The sequence below is a fragment of the Burkholderia sp. Bp8992 genome (assembly GCF_003853705.1).
In the GTDB taxonomy this organism is placed as follows: domain Bacteria; phylum Pseudomonadota; class Gammaproteobacteria; order Burkholderiales; family Burkholderiaceae; genus Burkholderia.
This window is the reverse complement of record NZ_QTQI01000012.1, coordinates 43,804-67,319: the sequence shown is the minus strand read 5'-3', so window position 1 is coordinate 67,319 and position 23,516 is coordinate 43,804. Positions and strand designations below refer to the sequence as shown.

Sequence of the window (23,516 nt, the reverse complement as noted above, 5' to 3'; positions counted from 1 at the left end):
GTATTCGTAAGTGGCGTGGGGCCGGGCCGGGCGTCGTGCCCGGCCGCGCGGATGCGTGGCTTAGATGTCCGCTTCGACGTCGTTGCCCTTTTCCTCGAGCCAGCCGCGCCGCGCGGCTGCCTCGCCCTTGCCCATCAGCATCGTCATGCGCGCGACGGTCGCCTCGTAGTCGAGCTCGCCGAGCTTCACGGGCATCAGGCGGCGCGTATCGGGGTTCATCGTCGTGTCCCACAGCTGCTCGGCGCTCATTTCGCCGAGGCCCTTGAAGCGGCTGATGCTCCACTGGGTCTCGCGCACGCCGTCCTTGCGCAGCTTGTCGAGGATCGCCTCGAGTTCGCCGTCGTCGAGTGCATAGAGCTTCTGCGCGGCCTTCTTGCCGCGCGCGGGTGCGTCGACGCGGAACAGCGGCGGCCGCGCGACGCACACGTGGCCGCGCTCGATCAGTTGCGGGAAATGCTTGAAGAACAGCGTGAGCAGCAGCACCTGGATGTGCGAGCCGTCGACGTCCGCGTCCGACAGGATGCAGATCTTGCCGTAGCGCAGGTTCGACAGGTCGACGGTGTCGTCCGGGCTGTGCGGATCGACGCCGATCGCCACCGAGATGTCGTGCACCTCGTTGTTCGCGAACAGGCGGTCGCGCTCGGTTTCCCACGTGTTCAGCACCTTGCCGCGCAGCGGCAGGATCGCCTGGTATTCCTTGTCGCGGCCCATCTTCGCCGAGCCGCCCGCCGAGTCGCCCTCGACGAGGAACAGTTCGTTGCGCGCGATATCCTCGGTCTCGCAGTCGGTCAGCTTGCCCGGCAGCACCGCGACGCCCGAGCTCTTGCGCTTCTCGACCTTCTGGCCGGCGCGCGTGCGCGCCTGCGCCTGCTTGATCACGAGTTCGGCGAGCTTCTTGCCGTGCTCGACGTGCTGGTTCAGCCACAGTTCGAGCGCCGGACGCGAGAACGACGACACGAGCTTCACCGCGTCGCGGCTGTTCAGGCGTTCCTTGATCTGCCCCTGGAACTGCGGATCGAGCACCTTCGCGGACAGCACGAACGACACGCGCGCGAACACGTCTTCCGCGAGCAGTTTCACGCCCTTCGGCTGCAGGTTGTGCAGTTCGACGAAGCTCTTCACGGCCTGGTACAGGCCGTCGCGCAGGCCCGATTCGTGCGTGCCGCCGGCCGGCGTCGGGATCAGGTTCACGTACGACTCGCGCACGAGCGAGCCTTCCTCGCTCCACGCGACGACCCACGACGCGCCCTCGCCTTCGGCGAACGTATCGTCGCCCGAACGCGAATCGGCGAACCGCTCGCCTTCGAACAGCGGGATCAGCAGCTCGCTGCCGTTCATTTCGTCGAGCAGGTAGCCGCGCAGGCCGTCTTCATATTTCCACGTCTGGCGCTCGCCGGTCTTCTCGTTGACGAGCACGACCTCGACGCCCGGCAGCAGCACGGCCTTCGAGCGCAGCAGGCGCTGCAGCTCGCCGAGCGGCAGGTTCGGCGAATCGAAGTACTTCGGATTCGGCCACACCTGCACGCGCGTGCCGGATTTCTTCTCGCCGCGGCCAGCGCCCTGCGTCGCGAGCGGCTTGACGACGTCGCCTTCGGCAAAGCCGAGCTCGGCGATCTTGCCGTCGCGCCACACCGTCACGTCGAGGCGCGTCGCGAGCGCGTTCGTCACCGACACGCCGACGCCGTGCAGGCCGCCCGAGAACGTATAGGCGCCGCCGGCAGCCTTGTCGAACTTGCCGCCTGCGTGCAGGCGCGTGAACACGATCTCGACGACCGGCACGCCTTCTTCGGGGTGCATGCCGAACGGGATGCCGCGGCCGTCGTCCTCGACCGAGACCGACTGGTCGGCGTGCAGCGTGACCGTGATCTGCTTGCCGTAGCCGCCGAGCGCCTCGTCGGACGCGTTGTCGATGACTTCCTGGATGATGTGCAGCGGATTCTCGGTACGGGTGTACATGCCGGGCCGCTGCTTGACCGGCTCGAGACCCTTGAGCACCTTGATCGATGCTTCGCTATAGGCCGCGCTGGGTTTCTTCGTTGACATAGGCGCTGAATTTCGTCATTCATCGGGACGTTGTCCACACCTCGTGTGGATAACGTCGTGGACAAAACGTTGAGTTCCGTAAAAAAGCGAATCGAAACAACGGTGTGCTTGGACTGCTCCGAAAGCGGGCGCGCGGCGTGCGCTGCGCGGCCCTGGACGCGCGGTATTTTACTGGTTCCGCGTGGCACGCCAATCACGAGATCGGCGTGCGCCCCACGCGTCACGCCGGCTTGCGCTTCGCCTCGAGCGTTTCCCACCGTTCGAGCGCGGTGAGCAGCTCGTCGTCGATCGCCGCGAAGCGCTCGGTCAGGCGCGTGCCTTCCGCCGGATCCTTCGCAAAAATCGAGCCGTCCTCGAGCCGCGCATTGATCGTCTTCTGCTCCTCTTCGAGCGCGGCGATCTTCTCCGGCAGCGAATCGAGCTCGCGCTGCTCGTTGAACGACAGCTTCACCGTGCGCTGCGCGTTGCGGCCCGGGGCGCTCTTCGCCGCGTCTTCCTTCAGCGGCGCCGCTTCCTTGACCGCGCGCTTCGCGGCTTCCTGCTGCGCGAGCTGCTCCGAACGCTCGCTCTGGATCTGCCAGTCGCTGAAGCCGCCGACGTATTCGCGCCACTTGCCGTCGCCCTCGGCCGCGATCACCGACGTCACGACGTTGTCGAGGAACGCACGATCGTGGCTGACGAGGAGCACCGTGCCGTCGTAGTCGGCAAGCAGCTCTTCGAGCAGCTCGAGCGTCGGGATGTCGAGGTCGTTGGTCGGTTCGTCGAGCACCAGCACGTTGGCCGGACGCGCGAACAGGCGCGCGAGCAGCAGCCGGTTACGCTCGCCGCCCGACAGCGACTTCACCGGCGAGCGCGCGCGTTCCGGCGCGAACAGGAAATCGCCGAGATAGCTCATCACGTGCTTGCGCACGCCGCCGATCTCGACCCATTCGCTGCCGGGGCTGATCGTATCCGCGAGACTCTTGTCCTGGTCGAGCTGCGCGCGCATCTGGTCGAAATACGCGACCTGCAGGTTCGTGCCGGTGCGCACCGTGCCTTCGTCGGGCTTCAGCTCGCCGAGGATCAGCTTGAGCAGCGTGGTCTTGCCCGCGCCGTTCGGACCGACGAAGCCGATCTTGTCGCCGCGCATGACCGTCGTCGAGAAACGGTCGACGACCGTGCGGCCGCCGTAGCGCTTCGTCACGTCGGTCAGCTCCGCGACGATCTTGCCGGACTTCTCGCCCTGCGCGACGTCTAGCTTCACGTTGCCCTGCGAATTGCGGCGCTCCGCGCGCTCGTTGCGCATCTGCACGAGCCGCGCGATGCGGCCGACGCTGCGCGTGCGGCGCGCCTCGACGCCCTTGCGGATCCACACTTCTTCCTGCGCGAGCAGCTTGTCGAACTTGTCGTTTTCCACGCGCTCGACTTCGAGCTGCTGCGCCTTGCGCGTCTGGTAGGCGGAGAAATTGCCCGGATACGACAGCAGCCGGCCGCGATCGAGTTCGACGATGCGCGTCGCGACGCGGTCGAGGAACGCGCGATCGTGGGTGATGAACAGCAGCCCCGCGCGCTGCGAGACGAGCAGTTCTTCCAGCCAGCGGATGCCGTCGAAGTCGAGGTGGTTGGTCGGTTCGTCGAGCAGCAGCACGTCGGGCTGCAGCACCAGCGCGCGTGCCAGCGCGACACGCTTCTGCATCCCGCCCGACAGCGCGTCGACGCTCGCGTCGCCGTCTACCAGGCCGATCTGCGCGAGCGTCATCGACACGCGCGTGCGCCAGTTCCACGCGTCGTGCGCGTCGAGCGACGATTGCAGCGCATTCATCCGCGCGAGCAGCGCGTCGTGCTCGGCGCCTTCCGGTATATCCGCGAGGCGGTGCGCGATCGAATCGAATTCTTCGAGCAGTTCGCGCGTATGCGCGAGCCCCGACGCGACCGCGTCGAAGATCGTCGCGCCCGGTTCGAACTCGGGCTCCTGCGGCACGTAGACGGTCACGAGTTCCTGCTGGCGCGTGATCAGGCCGTCGTCGGGCTTCGCGAGGCCGGCGACGATCTTCAGCAGCGACGACTTGCCCGCGCCGTTGCGGCCGATCAGGCCGACGCGCTCGCCGGCTTCCAGCGAGAAATCCGCGTGATCGAGCAACGCGACGTGACCGAACGCGAGCTGCGCGCCGGTAATGGAATAGAGCGACATGGGGAGACGGCGAAGAGAGGAATCGGAAGCGCCCATTGTACCGGTCGCGGACGCCGGCACCGGCTTGGCCGGATGGACGAGCGCCACAATCGGCGCGCGACGCGCGCAGGCGCGGTGCGATGAACGGCTGGCGGCCGGTTTCCGGCTGGGTACCGGCCGTGCAGGTTGCATGCCTGCACGAATGGACAAAGGCCGGCCCGATACGCCGCGGCCGGCCGATCGGCCATTCCGCGCGCGGCGCGCCTGGCGCCCGCGCGGATGTGCAATTACTTCACGTTGACGGTGATCGTCGAGCTCATTTCGGGACCGTAGGAACGGTGTGCGCCGTCGCCGAGCTGCAGCGTCAGCGTGTGCTGGCCGGGCGCCAGCTTCACGTCGGTTTCGGTCTGGCCCTTGCCGAAATGCAGCGAATGGTCGCTCGCCGGGATCACGTCGCCCTTCGGCACTGGCTTGCCGTCGATCAGCAGGTGATGGTGGCCGGTATCCGGCGTCATGTCGCCGGCCGGTTTGAGCGCCATGCCTTCCAGACCGAACTTCACGTGCACGGGGCTCGACACCGTCGCGCCGTCCTGCGGCTCGACGAAGAACACGCGCGCTTCGGCACGCGCGAGCGTCGACACGGCCAGCGCCGCGACACACACTGCACCCGCGATCCACTTTTTGTTGAACATCCTTTCCTCCTACAGATTGACAGGCCCACGAAGCATACACTGCATGCCCACCCCATGCGACGACGCCGGTTGTTCGCGATGCGTACGTTTAAAACGACGTTGCGGAGGTGTTCGGCGAAATTCCGGTACCATTGCGCCTTTCGTCCGCCGAAGAGGCTGCGGACGGCATCACCGAATTTTCATTTTGCCGAGCGCTACATGAGCGAAGTAACCGAATACCAGAGCTGGGTCTGCCTGATTTGCGGGTGGGTGTACAACGAAGCGGAAGGATTGCCCGACGAAGGCATCGCGGCCGGCACGCGTTTCGCCGACATCCCCGCCGACTGGCGCTGCCCGCTGTGCGACGTGGGCAAGGAAGATTTCGTCGTCGTCGATTTCTGATTTTTCGTTTCGATCGCGGCTGATTACGCGATACGCGCGTCGGTGCGCATTCCGCCCCGCCGACGCGCCGCGCCTTTGCTATACTCTGCGCGCTGTCCACACTGCCGTCCGGTTCGCGTTTCGCGCGCGATTGCCCGGACATGGCTCTCCCCGTAGTTCAATGGATAGAACAAGCGCCTCCTAAGCGCTAGATACAGGTTCGATTCCTGTCGGGGGGACCAGCGACACTCCATCCCGGCCTTATACCGCAAGCCTCATCGGTGAGTTTGGCGTAAATTTGGCGTAGCGCCGAATCACTTCGCCGCCGCGTACATTTCGTCCGCCCGGTAAACTGCAGCATCGCGCGCGCCGCCTCGAGGTTCGACGTCATCGGCCATTTCTCCAGTCGTCTGCCAGCAGGATCACGACCGGCCGTTTCTCGTCACCCGGCCGGTGCATGTATATCTGCCGTCGGCCATGTCGCCAGTCGTTTGACGCACTGCAACAGTATGGAGTACACTTCGCGCCGCGGGGTGGAGCAGTCTGGCAGCTCGTCGGGCTCATAACCCGAAGGTCATAGGTTCAAATCCTATCCCCGCAACCAACATCGAAGCCCGCTTTGCGACAGCAAGCGGGCTTTTTATTTGTCGTCGCTTCCGTGCGGGAAACCGACTGCGTCGCGACAACGCGGACTCCCTGCGGAACATCGCGCAGAAGCTACTGCAGTCAGCGGAAGCGAGGGATCTCGGCCGATCAGAATGTCTTTACCTGCGGCATCAAACTCGCATCCGCGCCGGTCACGGCAAACGTCCCCTTCGCCGACGACCCCGACGGCAGCGCCAGCAAGCTGCCATCCCCCAGCCGGTTCGCGTCGACGACCATCTGGCTCGCCGCACACCCGTTCGCCAGCAGCGACACCGGCGCACCGGCGATCGCCGAGAACGTATTCCCCGTCACGCTGAAAGAACACACGTTCCCATACGCGCGGAAACCGGCATAACCGGAGCCGGACACACTGTTGCCCGTCACCGCGACGTTCGTCACCGTGCCCGTCCAGGTGTCCAGTTCGAGCGCCGCCTGCTGCGTCGGCTGCAGCCCGTTGTTGTTCACGTTCGAATTCTGGATGTTGGTCACGACGTTGCCGGTAATCGCGACGTTCGACGCACCATACGAGTTCCAGCTGTCCTCCTGCGCCACCAGGATGCCCGCCGCCTTCTGCACGCCGTCGACCGTATTGTTCGAGATCGTCACGGCCTGCCCGCCGACCACCGCAATGCCGCGCCCCCACGCATTGCCCGACACCGCGTTATGGTCGATCAGCACATTGCTGCTGATACGGCCGTCGCCGATATAGCTGACGACGGCGATCAGGTCGTCGCCGGTGGCCGTCACCGTATTGTCCTGCACGAGCACGTTGATCGATCCGTTGGTCGCGTGGATGCCGTCGGCCAGCGTCGCGTGGACGGTATTGCCGACGATCGCGACACTGTTGCCGCCGAACACGAAGATCCCCGCACTCGCGCCGCCGTCGATCGTCACGCGCAGCACCTGGACACCCGTTCCCGTCACCTCGACCTTGGTCGAGGCCGGCGTCGTGAGCCGCGTCGTGCCGGTGCCGGCCAGCGTCACGCCGACGAGCGTCGAACCGGTGCCGCTCATCAAGATCGTCTGGTCCGCAGGATTCGTGGCGGCCAGCGTCGCGCCGTATCCGGCAATCACCGCCTGCGGCACGCTCACCGTGAGCGAATGCCCGACGACGTAACGCCCCGGCGCGATGACCAGGCGCTGGCCGGCCTTCAGGCCGTCGAATGCCTTTTGCAGCGCATCGGCCTGATCGCTGCCGTCGGCGGCCGGATAGACGGTCACGTCCGCAACGATCGTGGAATTTGCACCCTGCGTGGGCAAGCGCGCGTTGCCCGATGTCGTGCCGGCGGGGCTGGATGCCGGCGCAGGTTCGGCGGGCGAGGCAGGTGCGCCCACAACGGTCTGCGCCGCCGGCGCCGCATTGTCGCCGCCACCGCCACACGCGGCGAGGCCAAGGCAAAACGCGGCGAGCATCGCCCGATCGACTGTACGCATAGGATTTCCGACGAGCCCGAGATGGCGCCATCCTAAGTACGCGCGGCACCTTTGTAAATGAGGCTTTCGTCCGCTCCGCGTCGCACTGTGTGTCGCACGCACAAATCGTTGGCGATCCTCTCCGATTCATCGCCGTGACATGCGACATGCGATCGCACTTCGTCCAATCGGCACGGACGGGCACCGCGCATTGCGTAGAATCCCGAACCTTTTCCCGTATCCGGACCCGACCATGATTCGAACCCTCGCGGCGCTGGCCATACTTTCTGCCCTGACCTGCCCGGCGAACGCCACCGATACCGGCACGGCGCCCGCCAAGCCGCGCTATGTCAGCCCGGGCATCGCCAACGTCACGACCGCAGCCGCACCGCATCCGGAAAGCACATCGTCCGACGCCCGCTGCCGCGAACTGGCCGCGGGCATCGACGCGGTCACGCACGCGCCCGACCGCGGCCACAAGGTCGTGCGCGGCTTCGGCCCGGACGGCAAGCCGCGCAACGAACTGCGCGCCTATGACAAACGGGCCGACCTCGAAGCCGAGCATCGGCAGCTCGGCTGCCGATAACGGACCCCGCCCCGCCCGGCTGAATCGCGCCGGGCATCGGTCCTTACGCGTTCGCACCGCCGTCGATCGTCAACCCGGTGCCATTGATCGACCTTCCTTCCGGCCCGACGACGAACGCCACGAGCGCGGCGACGTCATCGGCCTTGCCGTACTGCGGAATCGCCATCCGCGAACGCTGCGCACTGGCGTGCTCGCCGTCGGCCGGATTCATGTCGGTATCGGTCGATCCAGGATGCACGATATTGACCGTGATGCCGCGCGAGCCGAGATCGCGCGCGAGCCCCTGCGTCCAGCCGATCAGCGCGGCCTTGCTAGCCGCATAGAGGCTCATCCCCGCGTCGGGCACGCGCGTCGCGAGGCAACTGCCGGTCGACACGATGCGCCCGCCCTCCCCGAGATGCCGCGCCGCCGCCTGCGACGCGACGATCACCGCGCGCACGTTCACGTTCAGCGTCGCGTCGATATCGTCGAGCGTGAGGTCGTCCAGCGCGCCGGCGCGGAAAATCCCCGCGTTGTTGACGAGGATGTCGAGCCCGCCGAACGCCTCCGCTGCACGGTCGACAGCGTCGCGCACCGCAACCGGATCGGCACTGTCGGCCTGGATCGCGACGGCACGGCGGCCCAGCGCCTCGATGCTCGCGACGACGGCATGCGCCCGCTCGGCCGATTTTTCGTACGTAATCGCAACGTCCGCACCATCGGCCGCCAGCCGTTTCGCGATCGCCGCGCCAATGCCGCGGCTGCCGCCCGTGATGAGTGCACGCTTACCCTGAAGTCGGTTCATGTCGGCTCCTTTCCTTATTTATGTAACGACCGGCACAGAATGTGGCAAGTTGCGCACCACAGTCAATTGATTTATTTTATCGATCGATACAGAAATTGACGAAGGGACGGACGCAATGGCTGAACGGGGCCGACCGAGAAGCTTCGACAAGGAAGCGGCGCTGGATCGCGCGATGGAGGTGTTCTGGCGTCTCGGCTACGAAGGTGCGTCGATGACGGACCTGACGGCCGCGATGGGCATCGCGTCGCCGAGCCTGTATGCGGCGTTCGGCAGCAAGGAAGCGTTGTTCCGGCAGGCGCTCGAGCACTACCGCGCGACGGAGGGACGGGAAATCTGGGATGGCGTCGAACACGCCGGCAGCGCGCACGACGCAATACGGAACTACTTGATGGATACCGCGCGCGTGTTCACGCGGCGCTCGAAGCCAGCCGGCTGCCTGATCGTGCTGTCGGCGCTGCATCCGGCCGAGCGTTCCGATACGGTCCGTCAAACGCTGATCGCGATGCGCGAGCGCACGGTCGAGGCGTTGCGGGATTGTCTGCGGCAGGGCGTCGCGACCGGCGAGATCTCGGCGGACGCGGACCTCGACGCGATCGCGCGGTACTACGTGACGGTTCAGCAAGGCATGTCGATCCAGGCGCGCGACGGCGCGAGCCGCCGCGATCTGGAGGCCGTCGCGCAAGCCGCGCTGGCCGCATGGCCGGCGCTCGTCGGCGCGTGCGGCACGGGCGGCGCGTAGCGGCAGGACATCGCCGCGCGCGACCGCGTCGGCAGGTTACTGCTTCGCTGCGTGCTGCACGTCCTTCGACGCATGCCACACGCGATAGCGCACCTCGAAGCCGTCCGGCACGTAGACGACGAGCGGCAGGCGGCTGTTATAGCGCAGCAGCTGGCCGTCGCCGCGTACCTGCACGAACCGCTGCTGCGGCGCCTGGCCCGGACACGCCATCAGCGTCGAAGCCGGCCCCTTCACGTCGGTGAGCTGGTAATACGTATAGCCCCAGCCCTTCACGTCCTCGGCGGTCAGCTCGCCGCCGAACCACTGCTGGTTGCAATCGGTCTGCAGCGTCTTGCCGATCATCAGCTCGACGCGCGCATCGCCTTCGTTCTCGAGCGCGGGCAGCCCGATCACGACGCGCTGCTGGCCGGCCGCCGCCTGCGGAAACATCTTGATCGACTCGGCCGGCACGGCGGGCGCCGATGCGGGGCTCGCCATGCACGCGGCGGCAGTCGTGACGCAGAAAGCGGCCAGCGCGGCCCGGATCGCGAATTTCATCGATGTGCTCCTGAAAAACAAATGAGCCCCGGATGCTAACACTTTCGCATCAGGACCTTACGCCACTGTAATTTGCCGACACAATTGCAAACAGCTGCCGGTTCGCGCGCGCGGTACTTATATGGCAATCAACGGAGAACATCATGCTGAAGCTCATTGCTGCCGCCGGCGTCGCGACCTTGCTGGCCGGCTGCGTCGTCGCCCCGGACGCCGGATACGGCTACGGTTACGGGCAGCCCTACTATTCCGATCCCGGCTACGCGTACGCGCCGTCCCCCGTGTACGGTACGGTCAACATCTGGGGTGGCGGCGGCGGACGCGACTGGGATCGCGGCCGGCGCGACTACCATCGCTGGGACGGCGATCGCGGCAACCGCGGCAATGGCTGGGGACGCGGCGGCCGCCGCGGCGACTGGAACGACGGCGGCGGGCGCGGTGACGACGGTGGCGGTCATCGCCACTGACGCGCAATTGCAACCGTTTGTATCCGCGCACGGCCCGCCGATGGCCGGCCGCGGATCACGCAAGCGAACGGACAGCCGCACAAAAGCAAAGGCCCTCGCAGGAAGCGAGGGCCTTTTGTCGTCCGGTCCCGCGACATGAACGTCGGCGGGTGCCGGCCGGCGCCCTGCCCGTTCACGCGTCGCATACGCCCGCCTACCACCCAGCCAGCTGCGCGTAGCCGCCCTGCACCGGCGCGCCGCACACGTACGCGCGCTGATAGCGGTCGTAGCAATAGTTCGGGCCGTCGTCCTGATACTGCGCCTGCTGATAGGTGGGATACGCAGGCTGCTGGTACGCCGGCGCCTGGTAGTACGTCGGCGGCTGATAGGCCGGTGCCTGGTACACGGGCGCCTGATACGCGACGGGCGGATTCATCGCGGACGTCACGATCGCGCCCAGCACCGCGCCGCCGATCAAGGCGCCGATGACGGCGCCGCCGTCGCGGCCATGCGCGGACGCCGGGCCCGCGACGGCGAGCGAACCGGCGAGGACACACACTGCGGCAATCTTTTTCATGATGGACTCCCACGCGAAGTGGTACTGGATGCAATGCATTGTGGCGGCACGCGGCCGTAATAGATGCAGCAAGTGGTAACGCGCGATTACCGGCATCACGCCCACCGGAACGCCGTGCCGCCGTGCTACGATTTTCGGCATACAGGAGACGCCTTCATGCAGCCCGAAACCGCCCGCCGTTTCGATACCGAATTCGCGCCGCGCATCGCGCAGGCCATCGCCGCCTTCTTCGCCGAGCACGTGCTGACCGACGTCGTCCCGTACGGCGGCCACGGGCATCCGACGCGCGTGCAGATCCGCAGCGCGCCGCACGAACATGTGAGCGGCTTCGAGCATCCGCTGAATCTCGAGCTGACCTGGGACACCGACGAAATCGAGCGGCTGATGTCGCAGGACGGCCCGCAGCGCTTCGAGCACTACCTCGCCGCGCTGCCGAAGAAGCTGGGTGCATGGCAGGGCGCACGCGACATCGATCTCGCGTCGCGCACGCAGGCCGAACCGCTCGTGCGGCTCGGCGGTCTCGACTTCGAAGGCTGAGTGCGCGCGTCGGCGTCACGTCACGCGGCCCGGTGATACACTCGACCGGCCCCGATCCGGTGCAGCCGCGCCGGCCGGGCCGTTCATCGCCGCCTCCACCCTTTTCGCATGGTTGCGCACGCAACCGGCAAGCGGGCGCGCGGACAACCACGCTCTGGCTCCCGTCATGAACGCCGATACCGGCCTGCCGCTTCCGCAACGCTACTGGGCGATCGTCTGCGTCGCACTGGGCATCACGCTCGCCGTGCTCGACGGCGCGATCGCGAACGTCGCACTGCCGACGATCGCGCACGACCTGCATGCATCCGACGCCGCGTCGATCTGGATCGTCAACGCGTACCAGCTCGCAGTCACGATCACGCTGCTGCCGCTCGCGTCGCTCGGCGAGCGCATCGGCTATCGCCGCATCTACATCGCCGGGCTCGCGCTGTTCACCGCGGCCTCGCTCGGCTGCGCCCTTGCCGGCTCGCTGCCGATGCTGGCCGTGATGCGCGTGATCCAGGGGTTCGGCGCGGCCGGCATCATGAGCGTCAACGCGGCGCTCGTGCGGATGATCTATCCGTCGTCGATGCTCGGGCGCGGGCTATCGATCAATGCGATGGTCGTCGCGCTGTCGTCGGCGATCGGGCCGACGGTCGCGTCCGCGATCCTGTCGTTCGCATCGTGGCCGTGGCTGTTCGCGGTCAACGTGCCGATCGGCATCGCCGCGGTTCTCGGCAGCGTGCGCGCACTGCCGGCCAACCCGCTGCACGACGCGCCGTACGATTTCCCGAGCGCGCTGATGAACGCGTGCGTGTTCGGCCTGCTGATCACGGCCGTCGACGGGCTCGGCCACGGCGAGGGTCACGCGTACGTCGCGGCCGAGCTGGCGGTCGCGGTCGTCGTCGGCTACTTCTTCGTGAAGCGTCAATTGTCGCAGCCGGCGCCGCTCCTGCCCGTCGACCTGATGCGCATCCCGATGTTTGCGTTGTCGGTCTACACGTCGACGGCGTCGTTCACGTCGCAGATGCTCGCGTTCGTCGCGCTGCCGTTCTGGCTGCAGAATTCGCTCGGCTTCTCGCAGGTCGAGACGGGGCTCTACATGACGCCGTGGCCGCTCGTGATCGTGTTCGCCGCGCCGCTCGCGGGCGTGCTGTCGGACCGCTATTCGGCCGGCATCCTCGGCGGGATCGGGCTTGCGCTGTTTGCGGCCGGTCTGCTGTCGCTCGCGACGATCGGCCCGCATCCGGGTACCGTCGACATCGTGTGGCGGATGGCGCTGTGCGGTGCGGGCTTCGGGCTGTTCCAGTCGCCGAACAACCGCGCGATGCTGTCGTCGGCGCCGCGCGAGCGCAGCGGCGGCGCGGGCGGCATGCTGAGCACCGCGCGCCTGACCGGCCAGACGCTCGGCGCGGCACTGGTCGCCCTGATTTTCGGCCTGTCGCCCGATCGCGGGCCGACGATCGCGCTCTATGTCGCGACGGCATTCGCTGCGGTGGCGGCCGTCGTGAGCATGCTGCGCATCACGTCGCCACGGCCGGACGCGGCGACCTGACGCGGCCATGCGCCACGCACCGCACGCACGACGAGCGTCACGCGGCGTCGAGCGCGTCCATCACGAAGCGCACGCGCGCCTTTACGCCGACGCGCGGCAACTCGATCAGCCGGTAACCATATGACGTGTAGCAATCGACCATCGCGTCGTAGGTCCGCTCGGCTTCCGCGAAATCCTGCCGGCGCTCGGTGTCCTGCGCATAGATCTCGGGCCACGGCGGCGCGATGAACACGCGGCGGTGATAGCGGAAACGGCGGGCCGCCGCTTCCGCATGCGCGGGAACCGGCAGGCCAGTCAGCCGCAGGTAGCCGACCACGTCCGGCACGCCGCGATCGAAGAACACGGGCCCGCGCGCCTGCCGCGCGAGGTGATACGAACGCAACTCCCAGCTCAGCATCAATTCGGCGAACGCCGCCGGGTCGCGCCACGGCAGCGCGAGGCCGTCGATGGCCATCTGGTCGCGGATCACGCCGCGCCCGGCTTCCTGCGAGCGCGCAAAGCCGGCACGCTCCAGCGCATCGAGCAGCGTGCTCTTGCCCGAACCCGGGCCGCCCGTCACGACGAAGAAGCGGCCGACGGCAGCGTCCGTCGCCTCGTCCTCGGCACCGGCGCCCGGTGCGAACTCACGCATGCGCAACCCGCCGGCCCGCACGCTGCGTGACCGACGCAGCCGCCGCGACACTGCGCAGGTCGGCGACGAACGTGTCGCGCCAGACCGACAGGTCGTTGTCACGGAGCCGCGCGAGATTCTCCTCATGACGCGCCTGCCGCTCCGCGAGCGGCATCGACAGCGCACGTTCCAGCGCCTCGGCCATCTGCGACAGATCGTACGGATTGACGAGCAGCGCGCCGGTCAACTCGGCCGCCGCACCGGCGAACTCCGACAGCACGAGCACGCCCGGATCGGCCGGGTCCTGCGATGCGACGTACTCCTTCGCGACGAGATTCATCCCGTCGCGCAGCGGCGTCACGTAGCCGACCTGCGACATCCGGAAGAACGCCATCAGCAGGTTGCGCTCGTACTTGCGGTTCAGGTACTGGATCGGCGTCCAGTCGAGTTGCGAGAAACGGCCGTTGATGCGGCCGGCTTCGCCTTCGAGCGTCTCGCGAATGTCCTGGTAGGTCTGCACGTCGGAACGCGTCGGCGGCGCGATCTGCAACAGCGACACGCGCCCCTGCCAGCCCGGCGCGTTCGCGAGCATCCGCTCGAACGACTGGAAGCGCTCGACGAGCCCCTTCGAGTAGTCGAGACGGTCGACGCTCATCACGAGCTTGCGGCCGTCGAGCGCCTCGCGCAGCATCTTCACGGGTTTGCGCGTGCCGTACTGGACGGCCGCCTGCGCGATCGCGTCGGGATGCACGCCGATCGGATAAGCCGCGACCTTCACGACCCGGCCGTGCGCGTGCAGCATCCCGTCGTCGCTTGCCGCGCCGATCCCGCGCCGTTCGATGTAGTCGGTAAATGCCTGCTTGTCGGCCTCGGTCTGGAAGCCTGCGACGTCGTACGCGCACATGAACTTCACGAGTTCCTCGTGCGGCGGCACGAGGCGCAGCATGTCGGACGACGGAAAAGGGATGTGCAGGAAGAAACCGATCGGGTTCCTCACGCCGAGCTCGCGCAGGTAATGCGCGAACGGCAGCAAATGATAGTCGTGTACCCAGATCAGGTCGTCGGGCCGCAGCAGCGCGGCTAGCTGCTTCGCGAGCATCGCGTTCACGCGCAGATAACCGGCGTACTCCTGACGATCGAAGCGCGCGAGATCGCCGCGGTAGTGGAACACCGGCCACAGCGTCGCGTTCGAGAAACCGCGGTAGTACTGATCGTAATCGCGCCGGGTCAGCCCGACCGTCGCATACGTGACGTTGCCATCCCGCTGGATCGCGGGTTCGGCGTCGGGCGCACCGACGATCTCGCCGTTCCAGCCGAACCAGACGCCGCCGCTTTCCTTCAGCGCATCCATCACGCCGACGGCCAGGCCGCCCGCGCTCGGGCGCGTGTCCTCGCCGGCGGCGACACGGTTCGATACCACGATCAATCTGCTCATGCGGCTTCCCCTCCTCGATTCGATTGGCTGGCGCGCGACGCGCGCCCAAGCGGGCACGACTGCCCGAAGGCGGCCGTGCGGCGATTCAGTTCCGAGAAATGCAATGAAATACGGCGATGGAATGCGGCGACGACAGCATCAGGCGTCCTGCTCCTGGCCGAGATCGCGTTGGTAGTCGAGCCCTTCCGGGCGAGCGCCGCCCTGGTTGTGATCGCCGTCGGACGGCGTCTCGTCGGGCGCGCCGGCAGGCGGTGCCGACGGCGCGTCGGTCTGCGGACGCGGGCGGTCTGCCCCCGTGTCAGGTGGCCGGTGTGACAACCGTTTTGAACGACGCATGGCTGGGTGTCTCATGTGCGGCGCGGCTCGAAGCCGTCGTAGAAACATTCCATAACAAAACAGTCTAGGTCGGATCCTTGCACGCCAAGGTAACAATTACCTTCAATTTGTAACGTTTCGACCCCGGGCCAACCATCTATCCGACAATAGCGCCGCGCGTGCGCACGCGACATGCCGGCCGGCGATTTGTCAAAGCTTTGCAGTTTTCCTATGACAATTGCGAAACAATGATGCGGCATCAGGGCGTGCATGCGCCGCCGCTCACCCAGACAGGACTTGCACTCAGGGATGAACATTCGTTTCGAATCGTCGCGTCGGGCCATGCCGGCGCGCGTCGTGCTGGCCGTCATCGCCACGGCCGCACTGCTGTCGGGCTGCAACTCGCTGTACAGCGAAGGCGCGACAGCCGGCGCCGGTATCGCGGGCGCCGCGATCGCTTCCAAGGTCACGAACAACGCCGCCGTCGCGACGGGCATCGGCCTCGGCGCCGTGGCCGGCGCGCGGGCCGGCGTCCAGTACTCGCAGCGCGTCGCACACCGTTACACCCAGGAACAGATCGCGAAGGCGGCCGGGCCGCTCGACGTCGGCGGCGTCGCGCCGTGGTCGACGCACCACTCCTTCCCGATCGAGGACGACGAACAGGGCCGCGTGACGGTGAGCCGGATGATCAGCGTCGGCCCGCTCGACTGCAAGGAAATCGTGTTCGCAGTCGACACGCCCGCGAAACCCGACAAGCCCGCGCAATCCGCGTTCTACGTCGCGACCCTCTGCCGCGACGGCGCCGTATGGAAATGGGCCTCGGCCGAGCCGGCGACCGAACGCTGGGGTGCGCTGCAATGAGCGTCGCGATCCGTCTCGCGGCCATCGGCGCACTGTGCGCGGCGACGGCCGCGCTGTCGGGCTGCGGCTCGGTCGGCGCCGCGAGCGGCGCACTGGCCGGCGCGGCGACGGGCCTCGTCACCGCGAACCCGGCGGTCGGCGTCGGCGTCGGGATCGCCGTGCAGGCCGCGACCGACGAGGCCGTCAACCGCACGATGAAGCAGCTCCATCAGAACCAGCAGGATGCGATCGCGAAGGTGGCCGGCAGCCTGGCCGTCGGCGAGGTGAAGCCGTGGAAGGTGAAGAACACGCTGCCGCTGGAAAACGGCGAAGGCGAAGTGCGCGTCGCGCGCGCTTATTCGACGCCGCTCGCGCTGTGCAAGGAATTCACGTTCTCGGTGAAGGACGGCGACAAGGCCAGCTGGTATTTCGCGAATGCGTGCCAGCAAGGCACGCACTGGAAGTGGGCGTCGGCGGAACCGGCGGTCGACCGGTGGGGGAATTTGCAGTAACGGCGCGATGCGCGGCGCGCTCGCCTCGCCGGAAACCGCGGGGCCCCGCCTAGGCCCCGCCTATTTCAGGACTCGACGTCCTCGAGACTGAAGATCTCGGTCTGGTCGTTGTACGAGAAGATCTCGCCGTAACGGCCCCAGTCGATCACCGCGTCGAGCGTTTCCTCGGCCGCACCGTCGGACAGGAAATCCTCGAGCTCCTGCTCGAAGCGCACGCGCGGCGCGCGATGGCCCGGACGCTCGTTCAGCACCTTCTTGATCCGTGCAGCCAGCGGCACGTGCTTCAGCAGGTGATCCGCGAACATCAGCTTGCGCTCCTGCGTGCCGAATTCCGCGAACACGCGCCCCGGCGGCGTCAGGAATACGTCGCCTTCGCGCACGTCCGCGAAGCCGAGGTACTGCAGCACTTCGGCGATCGGGAACAGGTCGTCGACTTCCAGATGCAGCGTGCGCGCGATTTCCGGCATGTCCGCACGGCCGTGGTACGGCGCCATCGCGAGCGTTTCGATCAGGCCGGCCATCAGGTTGGTCGACACCTGCGGCAGCCAGCTGCCGAGTTCGAGCCCCTTCTTCGTCGCTTCGCCGGTCTGGCGCGCGGTCATCTTCGCGTAGATGTCGTCGACGAGCTTGCGGAACGCCGGGTCGAGCCGGTTGCGCGGATGCTTGAACGGCACCTTGATCTCGGCGATCACGCGGCCGGGGTTCGACGACAGCACGAGGATCCGGTCGCACATGAACACGGCTTCCTCGATGTTGTGCGTGACGATCAGTACCGACTTGATCGGCATGCGGCCCTGCGTCCACAGGTCGAGCAGGTCGGTACGCAGCGTCTCGGCGGTCAGCACGTCGAGCGCCGAGAACGGCTCGTCCATCAGCAGGATCGTCGGATCGACGACGAGCGCGCGCGCAAAGCCCACGCGCTGGCGCATGCCGCCCGACAGCTCGCGCGGGTACGCGTTCTCGAAACCGTCGAGGCCGATCAGGTCGATCGCGGCCAGCGCGCGCTCGCGCCGCTCGCGTGCGCCGACGCCGAGCGCCTCCAGCCCGGCTTCCACGTTCTGCAGCACGGTGAGCCACGGGAACAGCGCGAAGGTCTGGAACACCATCGCGACACCTTCGGCCGGGCCGCTCAGCGGCTTGCCGAGGTAGGTCACTTCGCCGCCGGTCGGCTCGATCAGGCCGGCGATGATGCGCAGCAGCGTCGACTTGCCCGAGCCGGACCGGCCGAGCAGCCCGACGATCTCGCCTTCACGCAGCGACAGGTTCGCGTCGTCGAGCACGAGCAGTTCGCCCTGCGTCTTGTTGAAGCCGCGGCAGACGTGATCGACCCGCAGGATTTCCTCACCGAGGCGCGGCGGCTGGGACGTCTGGACGGGGGCGTTTACAGCATTCGGATTGTGCATCGCGTTTCGCTCTCAATCGGACTCAGTCGAGCCGCAGCTTCGCTTCGGCGAAGGCATACAGCGGGCGCCACAGCAGGCGGTTGAACAGGGTGACGAACAGGGACATCACGGCGATGCCCAGGATGATCTTCGGGAAATCGCCGGCGGCCGTGGTCTGCGCGATGTACGCGCCGAGGCCATGCGCCTCGATCCTGGTGTTGCCCCACTGCACGGCTTCCGACACGATGCTCGCGTTCCACGCGCCGCCCGACGCGGTGATCGCGCCCGTCACGTAGTACGGGAAGATGCCGGGCAGGATCGCCTGCCGCCACCACTGCCAGCCACGGATGCGGAAGTTCGTCGCCGCTTCGCGATAGTCGTTCGGGTAGGAGGTTGCACCGGCGATCACGTTGAACAGGATATACCACTGCGTGCCGAGCACGATCAGCGGCGACAGCCAGATGTCGGCGTTCAGGTGGAAGCGCGCGATCACGATCACGAACACCGGGAACAGCAGGTTCGCCGGGAACGCGGCGAGGAACTGCGCGAGCGGCTGCAGCTTCTCGGCCAGCTTCGGACGCAGCCCGACCCACACGCCGATCGGCACCCAGATCAAGGAAGCAATCGTGATCAGCACGACCACGCGAAGCAGCGTGATGAGCCCGAGCACGATCACGTGGCCGACCTCGGCCATCGTCACGCCGGTCGACACGAAGCTGACGACGCGCCACACGATATAGGCCGTGCCGAGCAGCACGAGGATCGCCCACGTGATGTCGACGGTGCGCGACGCCTTCTTCTCGACTTTCGGCAGCGAGAAGCGCATCGCGCCCGACAGCGGCAGGCGCAGCGGAATCCGCGCGGCCTTCGCGAAGAACCAGCCGGCCGGCACGAGCAGTTGATGAATCAGGCGCGTGCGGCGCACGAGGTCGAGCAGCCAGGACTGCGGCGCATCGCCCGACGCGGTGTTCTCCATCCGGAACTTGTCGGCCCACGCGATGAGCGGGCGGAACAGGAACTGGTCATAGGCCAGGATCACGACCGTCATCGTGACGATCACCCAGCCGATCGCGCCGAGGTTCTTGTCCGAGATCGCCTGCGCGAGATACGCACCGATGCCCGGCAGCGTGATGGTCTGGTTGCCGACGGTGATCGCCTCCGACGCGACGACGAAGAACCAGCCGCCCGACATCGACATCATCATGTTCCAGATCAGGCCCGGCATCGAGAACGGCACCTCGAGCTTCCAGAAGCGCTGCCACGACGTCAGGTGGAAACTCCGCGCCACTTCGTCGAGGTCGCGCGGCACCGTGCGCAGCGACTGGTAGAAGCTGAACGTCATGTTCCACGCCTGGCTCGTGAAGATCGCGAAGATCGCCGCGAGCTCGGCGCCGAGCACGCGGCTCGGGAACAGCGCGAGGAAGAACGTGACGGTAAACGAGATGAAGCCGAGCACCGGCACCGACTGCAGGATGTCGAGGATCGGGATCAGGACCATGCCCGCGCGACGGCTCTTGGCCGCGAGCGTGCCGTAGACGAGCGTGAACGCGAGCGACGCGACCATCGCGGCGAGCATCCGCAGCGTGGTGCGCAACGCGTATTCGGGCAGGTTCGACGGATCGAGCGAGATCTTCTGCGTCTGCAGCGTCGCGATCGGCGCCATCGTTTCGTGGAAACCGACGACCGCCATCGCGATCAGGCAGATGATCAGCGGAAACGCGATGAAGTCCCACCGGTTCGGCAGCACGCGCCACGCGGACGCGTTGGCGGTCCGGTTCGGATTGAAGAATCCGACGTTCATCAGGCGCCCTCCCCGGTAAGGCCGAACGAAGCCGGCAGTCGATGTTGATTCATGGCAAAGCGCACGGGCGCGGTAATTCGATTGACTGACGATCTCGCGCACGCGCGATGCGCCGTGCGTGCAAGCTGCGCCCGCGATCCCGGGCGCGTCGGCCCGCGACGGCACGACACTACACCAACCTGTATTTCAGGTACAACCGTCCGGGGCCGGCGCACGGACCGTGCCCGACGTGCGGGCGGACGGCCGGTGCGCGGCATGGCGCAACCCGGCCTGAGACCTTCGGCCGGCAGCAGGCCCGAATTATGCCGTGATCCGGCCCGGTCGGGAACCCGCCAGCCGCACGCGGGCGCAAACCGTGTCGGGCGTCACGAGCCGGATGCAGCGAAGCGGGTATGATCGGGGCTAGCCCCCTTGGGGATCGATCGACGAGCGGGAGGAAAGGGAATGGCAGGAAACTTGGTGATCGTCTGCCGCGATCAGGATGCCGACGCGTTCTACGAACTGATGCAGGAGTACGGGTCGTTCCAGACGCGGCTGTCGTCGACGGCGTGGTACCTGAACATGAACGTCGTACCGGAATCGCTGCAGGAGGAAATCCTGGAGCGCCTCGGCCGGTATACGACCGTCTACATCTTCGAGGCCACGACCGTGACCTACAACACGATCGACAGCAACGCGGCCGAGACGCTCGGCACGCTGTTCGGCGAATGATGCCGCGCGGCGCCCGCCCGGCCGGGCAGGCGCCGCAGCCGCTTACGCGGCCTGTGCGTGGGGTTCGTCCTTCGGCACGGCCTCGAACGGGAACGTCATCGCGACGCGCAGGCCGCCTTCGGGGCGGTTGCCGATGTCGCATGCGCCGCCCAGCCTGAGCACCAGCCGCTCCACGATCGCAAGCCCGAGCCCGCTATGGCCGTTCCCGCCGCGCGCGGGGTCGAGCCGGACGAACGGCCGCGTGGCGGCCGCGAGGTCGCGCGGCGCAATCCCGCCGCCGCTGTCACTGACCGACAATACGTAGCCGGCCGGCGTGCGCGCCGTCTCGACGAGCACGGGCGGTGCGCCATACGCATGCGCGTTGTCCAGCAGGTTCGACAGGATCCGGTCGAGCGTCGCGGTCGGCAGCCGGAAGCCTGGATCGGCCTCCAACCGCGTCTGGACCGTGGGTGCGTTCGGCGCGACGGCGCGATAGCTGCGTGCGATCCGCTCGCATGCCTGATCGACCGGCACCGGTTCGCTGCGATCGGCCCCGCCGTGCGCAAACACCAGGAACTGATCGACGATGTGCGACATCGAGTCGACGTCGCGCACGACGCCGTCGCGCAACCGTGCGTCGTCCATCATTTCCGCCCGCAGGCGCATCCGCGCCAGCGGCGTGCGCAAGTCGTGCGCGACGCCCGCCAGCATCACCGCGCGATCGCTCTCGGCCTGCGACACCTGCTCCACCATCTGGTTGAAGCCGTGCGTGAGCTGGCGCAGCTCGCGCGGGCCGCGCTCGCGCAGCGGCGGCACCGGCTGCCCGCGGCCGAACCGCGCGACCGCGCGGGCGAGCGAACGCAGCGGCTGCTGCAGTTGCCAGGCCGCGAACAGCGCGGCGATCACGCCGGCCGAGAAAATCGTGCCGAGCCACAAAAGCATCCGGTCGAGCGAACGCGGCGGCCGCAGCGGCTGCACGGGCACGACGATCCAGTTGCGGTCGGCCGGCTCCTTCACCCACAGCACGGGCGGATGACCGGGTGTGCCGATCTCGACCTGGGTGCCGGGCGGCATGCGCTCGCTGACGTCGTCGCGAAACCGCTTGAGCGGCGGCGGCAGCCCCGCATTGCCGCCCTTCGGCACGTCGGCACTGTCCGGCGACACCAGCCGCACGCGCGACGGCAGCGGCTGGTCCGGCGTGCGCGCGACGTGCTGGCGCACGGCGTCGACGAGGAAGGCGGCCTCCTCGACCGCATAACGCGTCTGCATCTGGTTGCGCTCGAGCCGCATCGCGAAGAACCACGCGAAGTGCGACAGGAGCAGGACACCGATGACGAGCAGCGCCAGCCGCCCGAACAGTGAATCAATGGGTTTGCGCATGAGCCTCGCCGTCGGGCACGAACACGTAGCCGCGCCCGCGCACCGTCTGGATGAAGCGCGGCGTCGACGGATCCGTTTCGAGGATGCGGCGCAGGCGCCACACCTGGACATCGATGCCGCGGTCGGTACCGTCGTACTCGGGCCCGTGCAGCAGCTCGAGCAGGCGCTCGCGCGTGAGCGTGCGCAGCGCATGGTTCACGAAGATCTTCAGCAGCGCGAATTCGCTGCTCGACAGCGTGGCCGGCTTGCCGTCGACCGACAGCGTGCGCGCCTGGAAGTCGAGCAGGAAACGGCCGAACGCGAACGGCTCGCGCTGCTCGGGCGCGGCCGCCGACGGCGTCGCGCGGCGGCGGCGCAGCACGGCCTGCACGCGCGCGAGCAGCTCGCGCGGGTTGAACGGCTTGCCGAGGTAGTCGTCCGCGCCGAGCTCGAGCCCGACGATGCGGTCGACGTCGTCCGCGCGTGCCGTGAGCATGATCACGGGGATGTCGTCGCCGGCCGCGCGCAGCTGGCGCAGCGCGGTCAGGCCGTCCACGCCCGGCATCATCAGGTCCAGCACGATCAGGTCGGGCCGCTCGCGCTCGAGGCGCTTCTCGAGCGTCGCCGCGTCGTGCAGCACGGACACTTCCATCCCCTGGCGCACGAGATAGTCGCGCAGCAGGTCTCGGAGTTCTTGGTCGTCGTCGACGATGAGGATCTGGGTAGTCATGGCTCGAAGTTTACCGCGCGAGGGCGGAGTCGAAGAACGAAACAAAGGGACGAAAGGGTTACTGCGGGTTACCGCGCAAGGGAACTGTAATGCGCGGTAACCGGGCCGCCGCCCCACGTAACACCGGCCGGAGCCTGCATCGCTAACCTGCGTCTTACCGGATGCGGTACCTGGCTTTCCCGGCACCGCATCGCCGGACCCTTTGGATTCAAGGAGTTTCTGAAATGTATAAGAAGACTTCCCGCGTGGCCATTGCGGCCGCCACCGTGCTCGCTCTCGCATTCGGCACCGCGCACGCCGCGCAGCCCGACGACATGCCGCCTCCGGGCGGCCCCGGCATGCACCAGATGCACGGCGGGCACGAAGGCGGCCCGTTCGGCGCGATCATGAAACTGCACGACCAGCTGAAGCTCAACGCGTCGCAGGAACAGCAATGGCAGGCGGCCGTCAGCACGATGAAGCAGAACCATGACGCGATGCGCAAGAGCCACGAGCAGATGCGCGAGCAGTTCAAGGCGCAGCAGAACCAGCCGATCCTCGACCTGAGCGCGATGCATTCGGCGCGCCAGCAGGCGGAGGCGCAGAACGCGCAACTGCGCGAGCAGACGTCCGCCGCGTGGCTCACGTTCTACAACGGGCTGAACGACCAGCAGAAGACGATGGTCAGCACGGCGCTCAAGCAGCAGTTCGCGAAGATGGAGCAGCGCCACGAGAAGATGAAGGAGCGCTGGGAGCAGCATCGCGCCGCCAAGGGCGCATCGGCGCCGGCGCAGTAAGCCGGCAAGCCGCTTCCCGGAGCGGCA

24 protein-coding genes and 2 tRNA genes are annotated in these 23,516 nt (G+C 67.3%); 12 read left to right on the top strand and 14 right to left on the bottom strand.

All coding sequences use genetic code 11. From position 1 onward, the window contains the following. Positions 1–60 precede the first annotated feature (60 nt). The 3 genes from DIE03_RS18770 to DIE03_RS18760 form a co-directional block, all read right to left on the bottom strand. Positions 61–2,043: a DNA topoisomerase IV subunit B gene (locus tag DIE03_RS18770; protein ID WP_124452890.1), complete on the bottom strand. Its 1,983-nt coding sequence runs from the start codon at positions 2,041–2,043 to the stop codon at positions 61–63. 220 nt (positions 2,044–2,263) lie between these two features. Further along, positions 2,264–4,249: an ATP-binding cassette domain-containing protein gene (locus tag DIE03_RS18765; RefSeq protein ID WP_409364426.1), complete on the bottom strand. Its 1,986-nt coding sequence runs from the start codon at positions 4,247–4,249 to the stop codon at positions 2,264–2,266. Between the two features lie 230 nt (positions 4,250–4,479). Then, entirely contained in the window at positions 4,480–4,884 is a 405-nt protein-coding gene (locus tag DIE03_RS18760; RefSeq protein WP_124452886.1) for a DUF4399 domain-containing protein, read from the bottom strand. Positions 4,885–5,082: 198 nt separating this feature from the next. Between DIE03_RS18760 and DIE03_RS18755 the strand changes: the two genes are divergently transcribed. The 3 genes from DIE03_RS18755 (at position 5,083) to DIE03_RS18745 (ending at position 5,848) form a co-directional block, all read left to right on the top strand. Beyond that, on the top strand, positions 5,083–5,265 hold the full coding sequence (locus DIE03_RS18755) for a rubredoxin (protein ID WP_034190709.1): 183 nt from the start codon (positions 5,083–5,085) through the stop codon (positions 5,263–5,265). Between the two features lie 146 nt (positions 5,266–5,411). Continuing rightward, positions 5,412–5,486, top strand: a tRNA-Arg gene (locus DIE03_RS18750). A gap of 285 nt (positions 5,487–5,771) precedes the next feature. Beyond that, positions 5,772–5,848: transfer RNA gene (locus DIE03_RS18745), tRNA-Met, on the top strand. Positions 5,849–5,997: 149 nt separating this feature from the next. On the opposite strand, the gene DIE03_RS18740 is transcribed toward DIE03_RS18745, so the two are convergent. Then, entirely contained in the window at positions 5,998–7,323 is a 1,326-nt protein-coding gene (locus tag DIE03_RS18740) for a right-handed parallel beta-helix repeat-containing protein (protein ID WP_260434911.1), read from the bottom strand. A 232-nt stretch (positions 7,324–7,555) separates the two neighbouring features. On the opposite strand from DIE03_RS18740, the gene DIE03_RS18735 reads away from it, so the two are divergent. Beyond that, positions 7,556–7,888: a hypothetical protein gene (locus DIE03_RS18735; RefSeq protein WP_124452884.1), complete on the top strand. Its 333-nt coding sequence runs from the start codon at positions 7,556–7,558 to the stop codon at positions 7,886–7,888. Positions 7,889–7,931: 43 nt separating this feature from the next. Here the strand turns inward: DIE03_RS18735 and DIE03_RS18730 are convergent, their stop codons facing one another. Further along, positions 7,932–8,672 carry an SDR family NAD(P)-dependent oxidoreductase gene (locus tag DIE03_RS18730; protein ID WP_124452882.1) on the bottom strand — a complete coding sequence of 247 codons (741 nt, stop codon included), beginning with the start codon at positions 8,670–8,672 and terminating at the stop codon, positions 7,932–7,934. 115 nt (positions 8,673–8,787) lie between these two features. Between DIE03_RS18730 and DIE03_RS18725 the strand changes: the two genes are divergently transcribed. Continuing rightward, on the top strand, positions 8,788–9,411 hold the full coding sequence (locus DIE03_RS18725; RefSeq protein WP_124452881.1) for a TetR/AcrR family transcriptional regulator: 624 nt from the start codon (positions 8,788–8,790) through the stop codon (positions 9,409–9,411). Between the two features lie 36 nt (positions 9,412–9,447). Here DIE03_RS18725 and eco read toward each other — a convergent pair whose 3' ends face one another. Then, on the bottom strand, positions 9,448–9,948 hold the full coding sequence (gene eco, locus DIE03_RS18720) for a serine protease inhibitor ecotin (RefSeq protein ID WP_124452879.1): 501 nt from the start codon (positions 9,946–9,948) through the stop codon (positions 9,448–9,450). A 143-nt stretch (positions 9,949–10,091) separates the two neighbouring features. Here eco and DIE03_RS18715 point away from each other — a divergent pair, with 143 nt between their 5' ends. Then, a complete protein-coding gene (locus tag DIE03_RS18715) occupies positions 10,092–10,412 on the top strand; it encodes a hypothetical protein (protein ID WP_124452877.1) in 321 nt (106 codons plus the stop codon). Positions 10,413–10,605: 193 nt separating this feature from the next. Here DIE03_RS18715 and DIE03_RS18710 read toward each other — a convergent pair whose 3' ends face one another. Continuing rightward, positions 10,606–10,968 carry a hypothetical protein gene (locus DIE03_RS18710; protein ID WP_124452875.1) on the bottom strand — a complete coding sequence of 121 codons (363 nt, stop codon included), beginning with the start codon at positions 10,966–10,968 and terminating at the stop codon, positions 10,606–10,608. A gap of 156 nt (positions 10,969–11,124) precedes the next feature. Between DIE03_RS18710 and DIE03_RS18705 the strand changes: the two genes are divergently transcribed. Further along, positions 11,125–11,505: a DUF5594 family protein gene (locus DIE03_RS18705; protein ID WP_124452873.1), complete on the top strand. Its 381-nt coding sequence runs from the start codon at positions 11,125–11,127 to the stop codon at positions 11,503–11,505. 166 nt (positions 11,506–11,671) lie between these two features. Then, positions 11,672–13,039 carry an MFS transporter gene (locus DIE03_RS18700; RefSeq protein ID WP_124452871.1) on the top strand — a complete coding sequence of 456 codons (1,368 nt, stop codon included), beginning with the start codon at positions 11,672–11,674 and terminating at the stop codon, positions 13,037–13,039. A 37-nt stretch (positions 13,040–13,076) separates the two neighbouring features. Here the strand turns inward: DIE03_RS18700 and DIE03_RS18695 are convergent, their stop codons facing one another. From DIE03_RS18695 to DIE03_RS18685, 3 genes are all read right to left on the bottom strand, one after another. After that, positions 13,077–13,670 (bottom strand): AAA family ATPase, encoded by a 594-nt coding sequence (locus tag DIE03_RS18695; protein WP_124452869.1) that lies wholly within the window; start codon positions 13,668–13,670, stop codon positions 13,077–13,079. Next, positions 13,663–15,084 carry an alpha,alpha-trehalose-phosphate synthase (UDP-forming) gene (otsA, locus tag DIE03_RS18690; protein WP_124452867.1) on the bottom strand — a complete coding sequence of 474 codons (1,422 nt, stop codon included), beginning with the start codon at positions 15,082–15,084 and terminating at the stop codon, positions 13,663–13,665. Before otsA ends, DIE03_RS18695 begins: the two co-directional genes overlap by 8 nt. 138 nt (positions 15,085–15,222) lie before the next feature. Beyond that, on the bottom strand, positions 15,223–15,420 hold the full coding sequence (locus tag DIE03_RS18685; protein WP_124452865.1) for a hypothetical protein: 198 nt from the start codon (positions 15,418–15,420) through the stop codon (positions 15,223–15,225). Positions 15,421–15,708: 288 nt separating this feature from the next. On the opposite strand from DIE03_RS18685, the gene DIE03_RS18680 reads away from it, so the two are divergent. Both DIE03_RS18680 and DIE03_RS18675 read left to right on the top strand, forming a co-directional pair. Next, the gene (locus DIE03_RS18680) at positions 15,709–16,260 is read left to right on the top strand and encodes a hypothetical protein (RefSeq protein ID WP_124452863.1); all 552 of its coding nucleotides are present in this window, start codon (positions 15,709–15,711) and stop codon (positions 16,258–16,260) included. Continuing rightward, the gene (locus DIE03_RS18675; RefSeq protein ID WP_124452861.1) at positions 16,257–16,751 is read left to right on the top strand and encodes a hypothetical protein; all 495 of its coding nucleotides are present in this window, start codon (positions 16,257–16,259) and stop codon (positions 16,749–16,751) included. The genes DIE03_RS18680 and DIE03_RS18675 overlap by 4 nt, the downstream gene beginning before the upstream one ends. Before the next feature lie 65 nt (positions 16,752–16,816). On the opposite strand, the gene DIE03_RS18670 is transcribed toward DIE03_RS18675, so the two are convergent. Together DIE03_RS18670 and DIE03_RS18665 are read right to left on the bottom strand one after the other, a co-directional pair. Continuing rightward, entirely contained in the window at positions 16,817–18,154 is a 1,338-nt protein-coding gene (locus tag DIE03_RS18670) for an AAA-associated domain-containing protein (protein WP_124452859.1), read from the bottom strand. Between the two features lie 22 nt (positions 18,155–18,176). Further along, positions 18,177–19,934, bottom strand: coding sequence for an ABC transporter permease subunit (locus tag DIE03_RS18665; RefSeq protein ID WP_124452858.1), 1,758 nt, complete (start codon positions 19,932–19,934; stop codon positions 18,177–18,179). 444 nt (positions 19,935–20,378) lie between these two features. Here DIE03_RS18665 and DIE03_RS18660 point away from each other — a divergent pair, with 444 nt between their 5' ends. Continuing rightward, a complete protein-coding gene (locus DIE03_RS18660) occupies positions 20,379–20,645 on the top strand; it encodes a hypothetical protein (protein ID WP_011545926.1) in 267 nt (88 codons plus the stop codon). Between the two features lie 42 nt (positions 20,646–20,687). Here the strand turns inward: DIE03_RS18660 and DIE03_RS18655 are convergent, their stop codons facing one another. Beyond that, positions 20,688–22,004: an ATP-binding protein gene (locus tag DIE03_RS18655; RefSeq protein WP_124452857.1), complete on the bottom strand. Its 1,317-nt coding sequence runs from the start codon at positions 22,002–22,004 to the stop codon at positions 20,688–20,690. Further along, positions 21,988–22,713, bottom strand: a complete 726-nt coding sequence (locus tag DIE03_RS18650) for a response regulator (protein ID WP_006493394.1) — start codon at positions 22,711–22,713, stop codon at positions 21,988–21,990. The genes DIE03_RS18655 and DIE03_RS18650 overlap by 17 nt, the downstream gene beginning before the upstream one ends. A 224-nt stretch (positions 22,714–22,937) precedes the next feature. On the opposite strand from DIE03_RS18650, the gene DIE03_RS18645 reads away from it, so the two are divergent. Further along, positions 22,938–23,489 carry a periplasmic heavy metal sensor gene (locus DIE03_RS18645; RefSeq protein WP_124452856.1) on the top strand — a complete coding sequence of 184 codons (552 nt, stop codon included), beginning with the start codon at positions 22,938–22,940 and terminating at the stop codon, positions 23,487–23,489. Positions 23,490–23,516 lie beyond the last annotated feature (27 nt).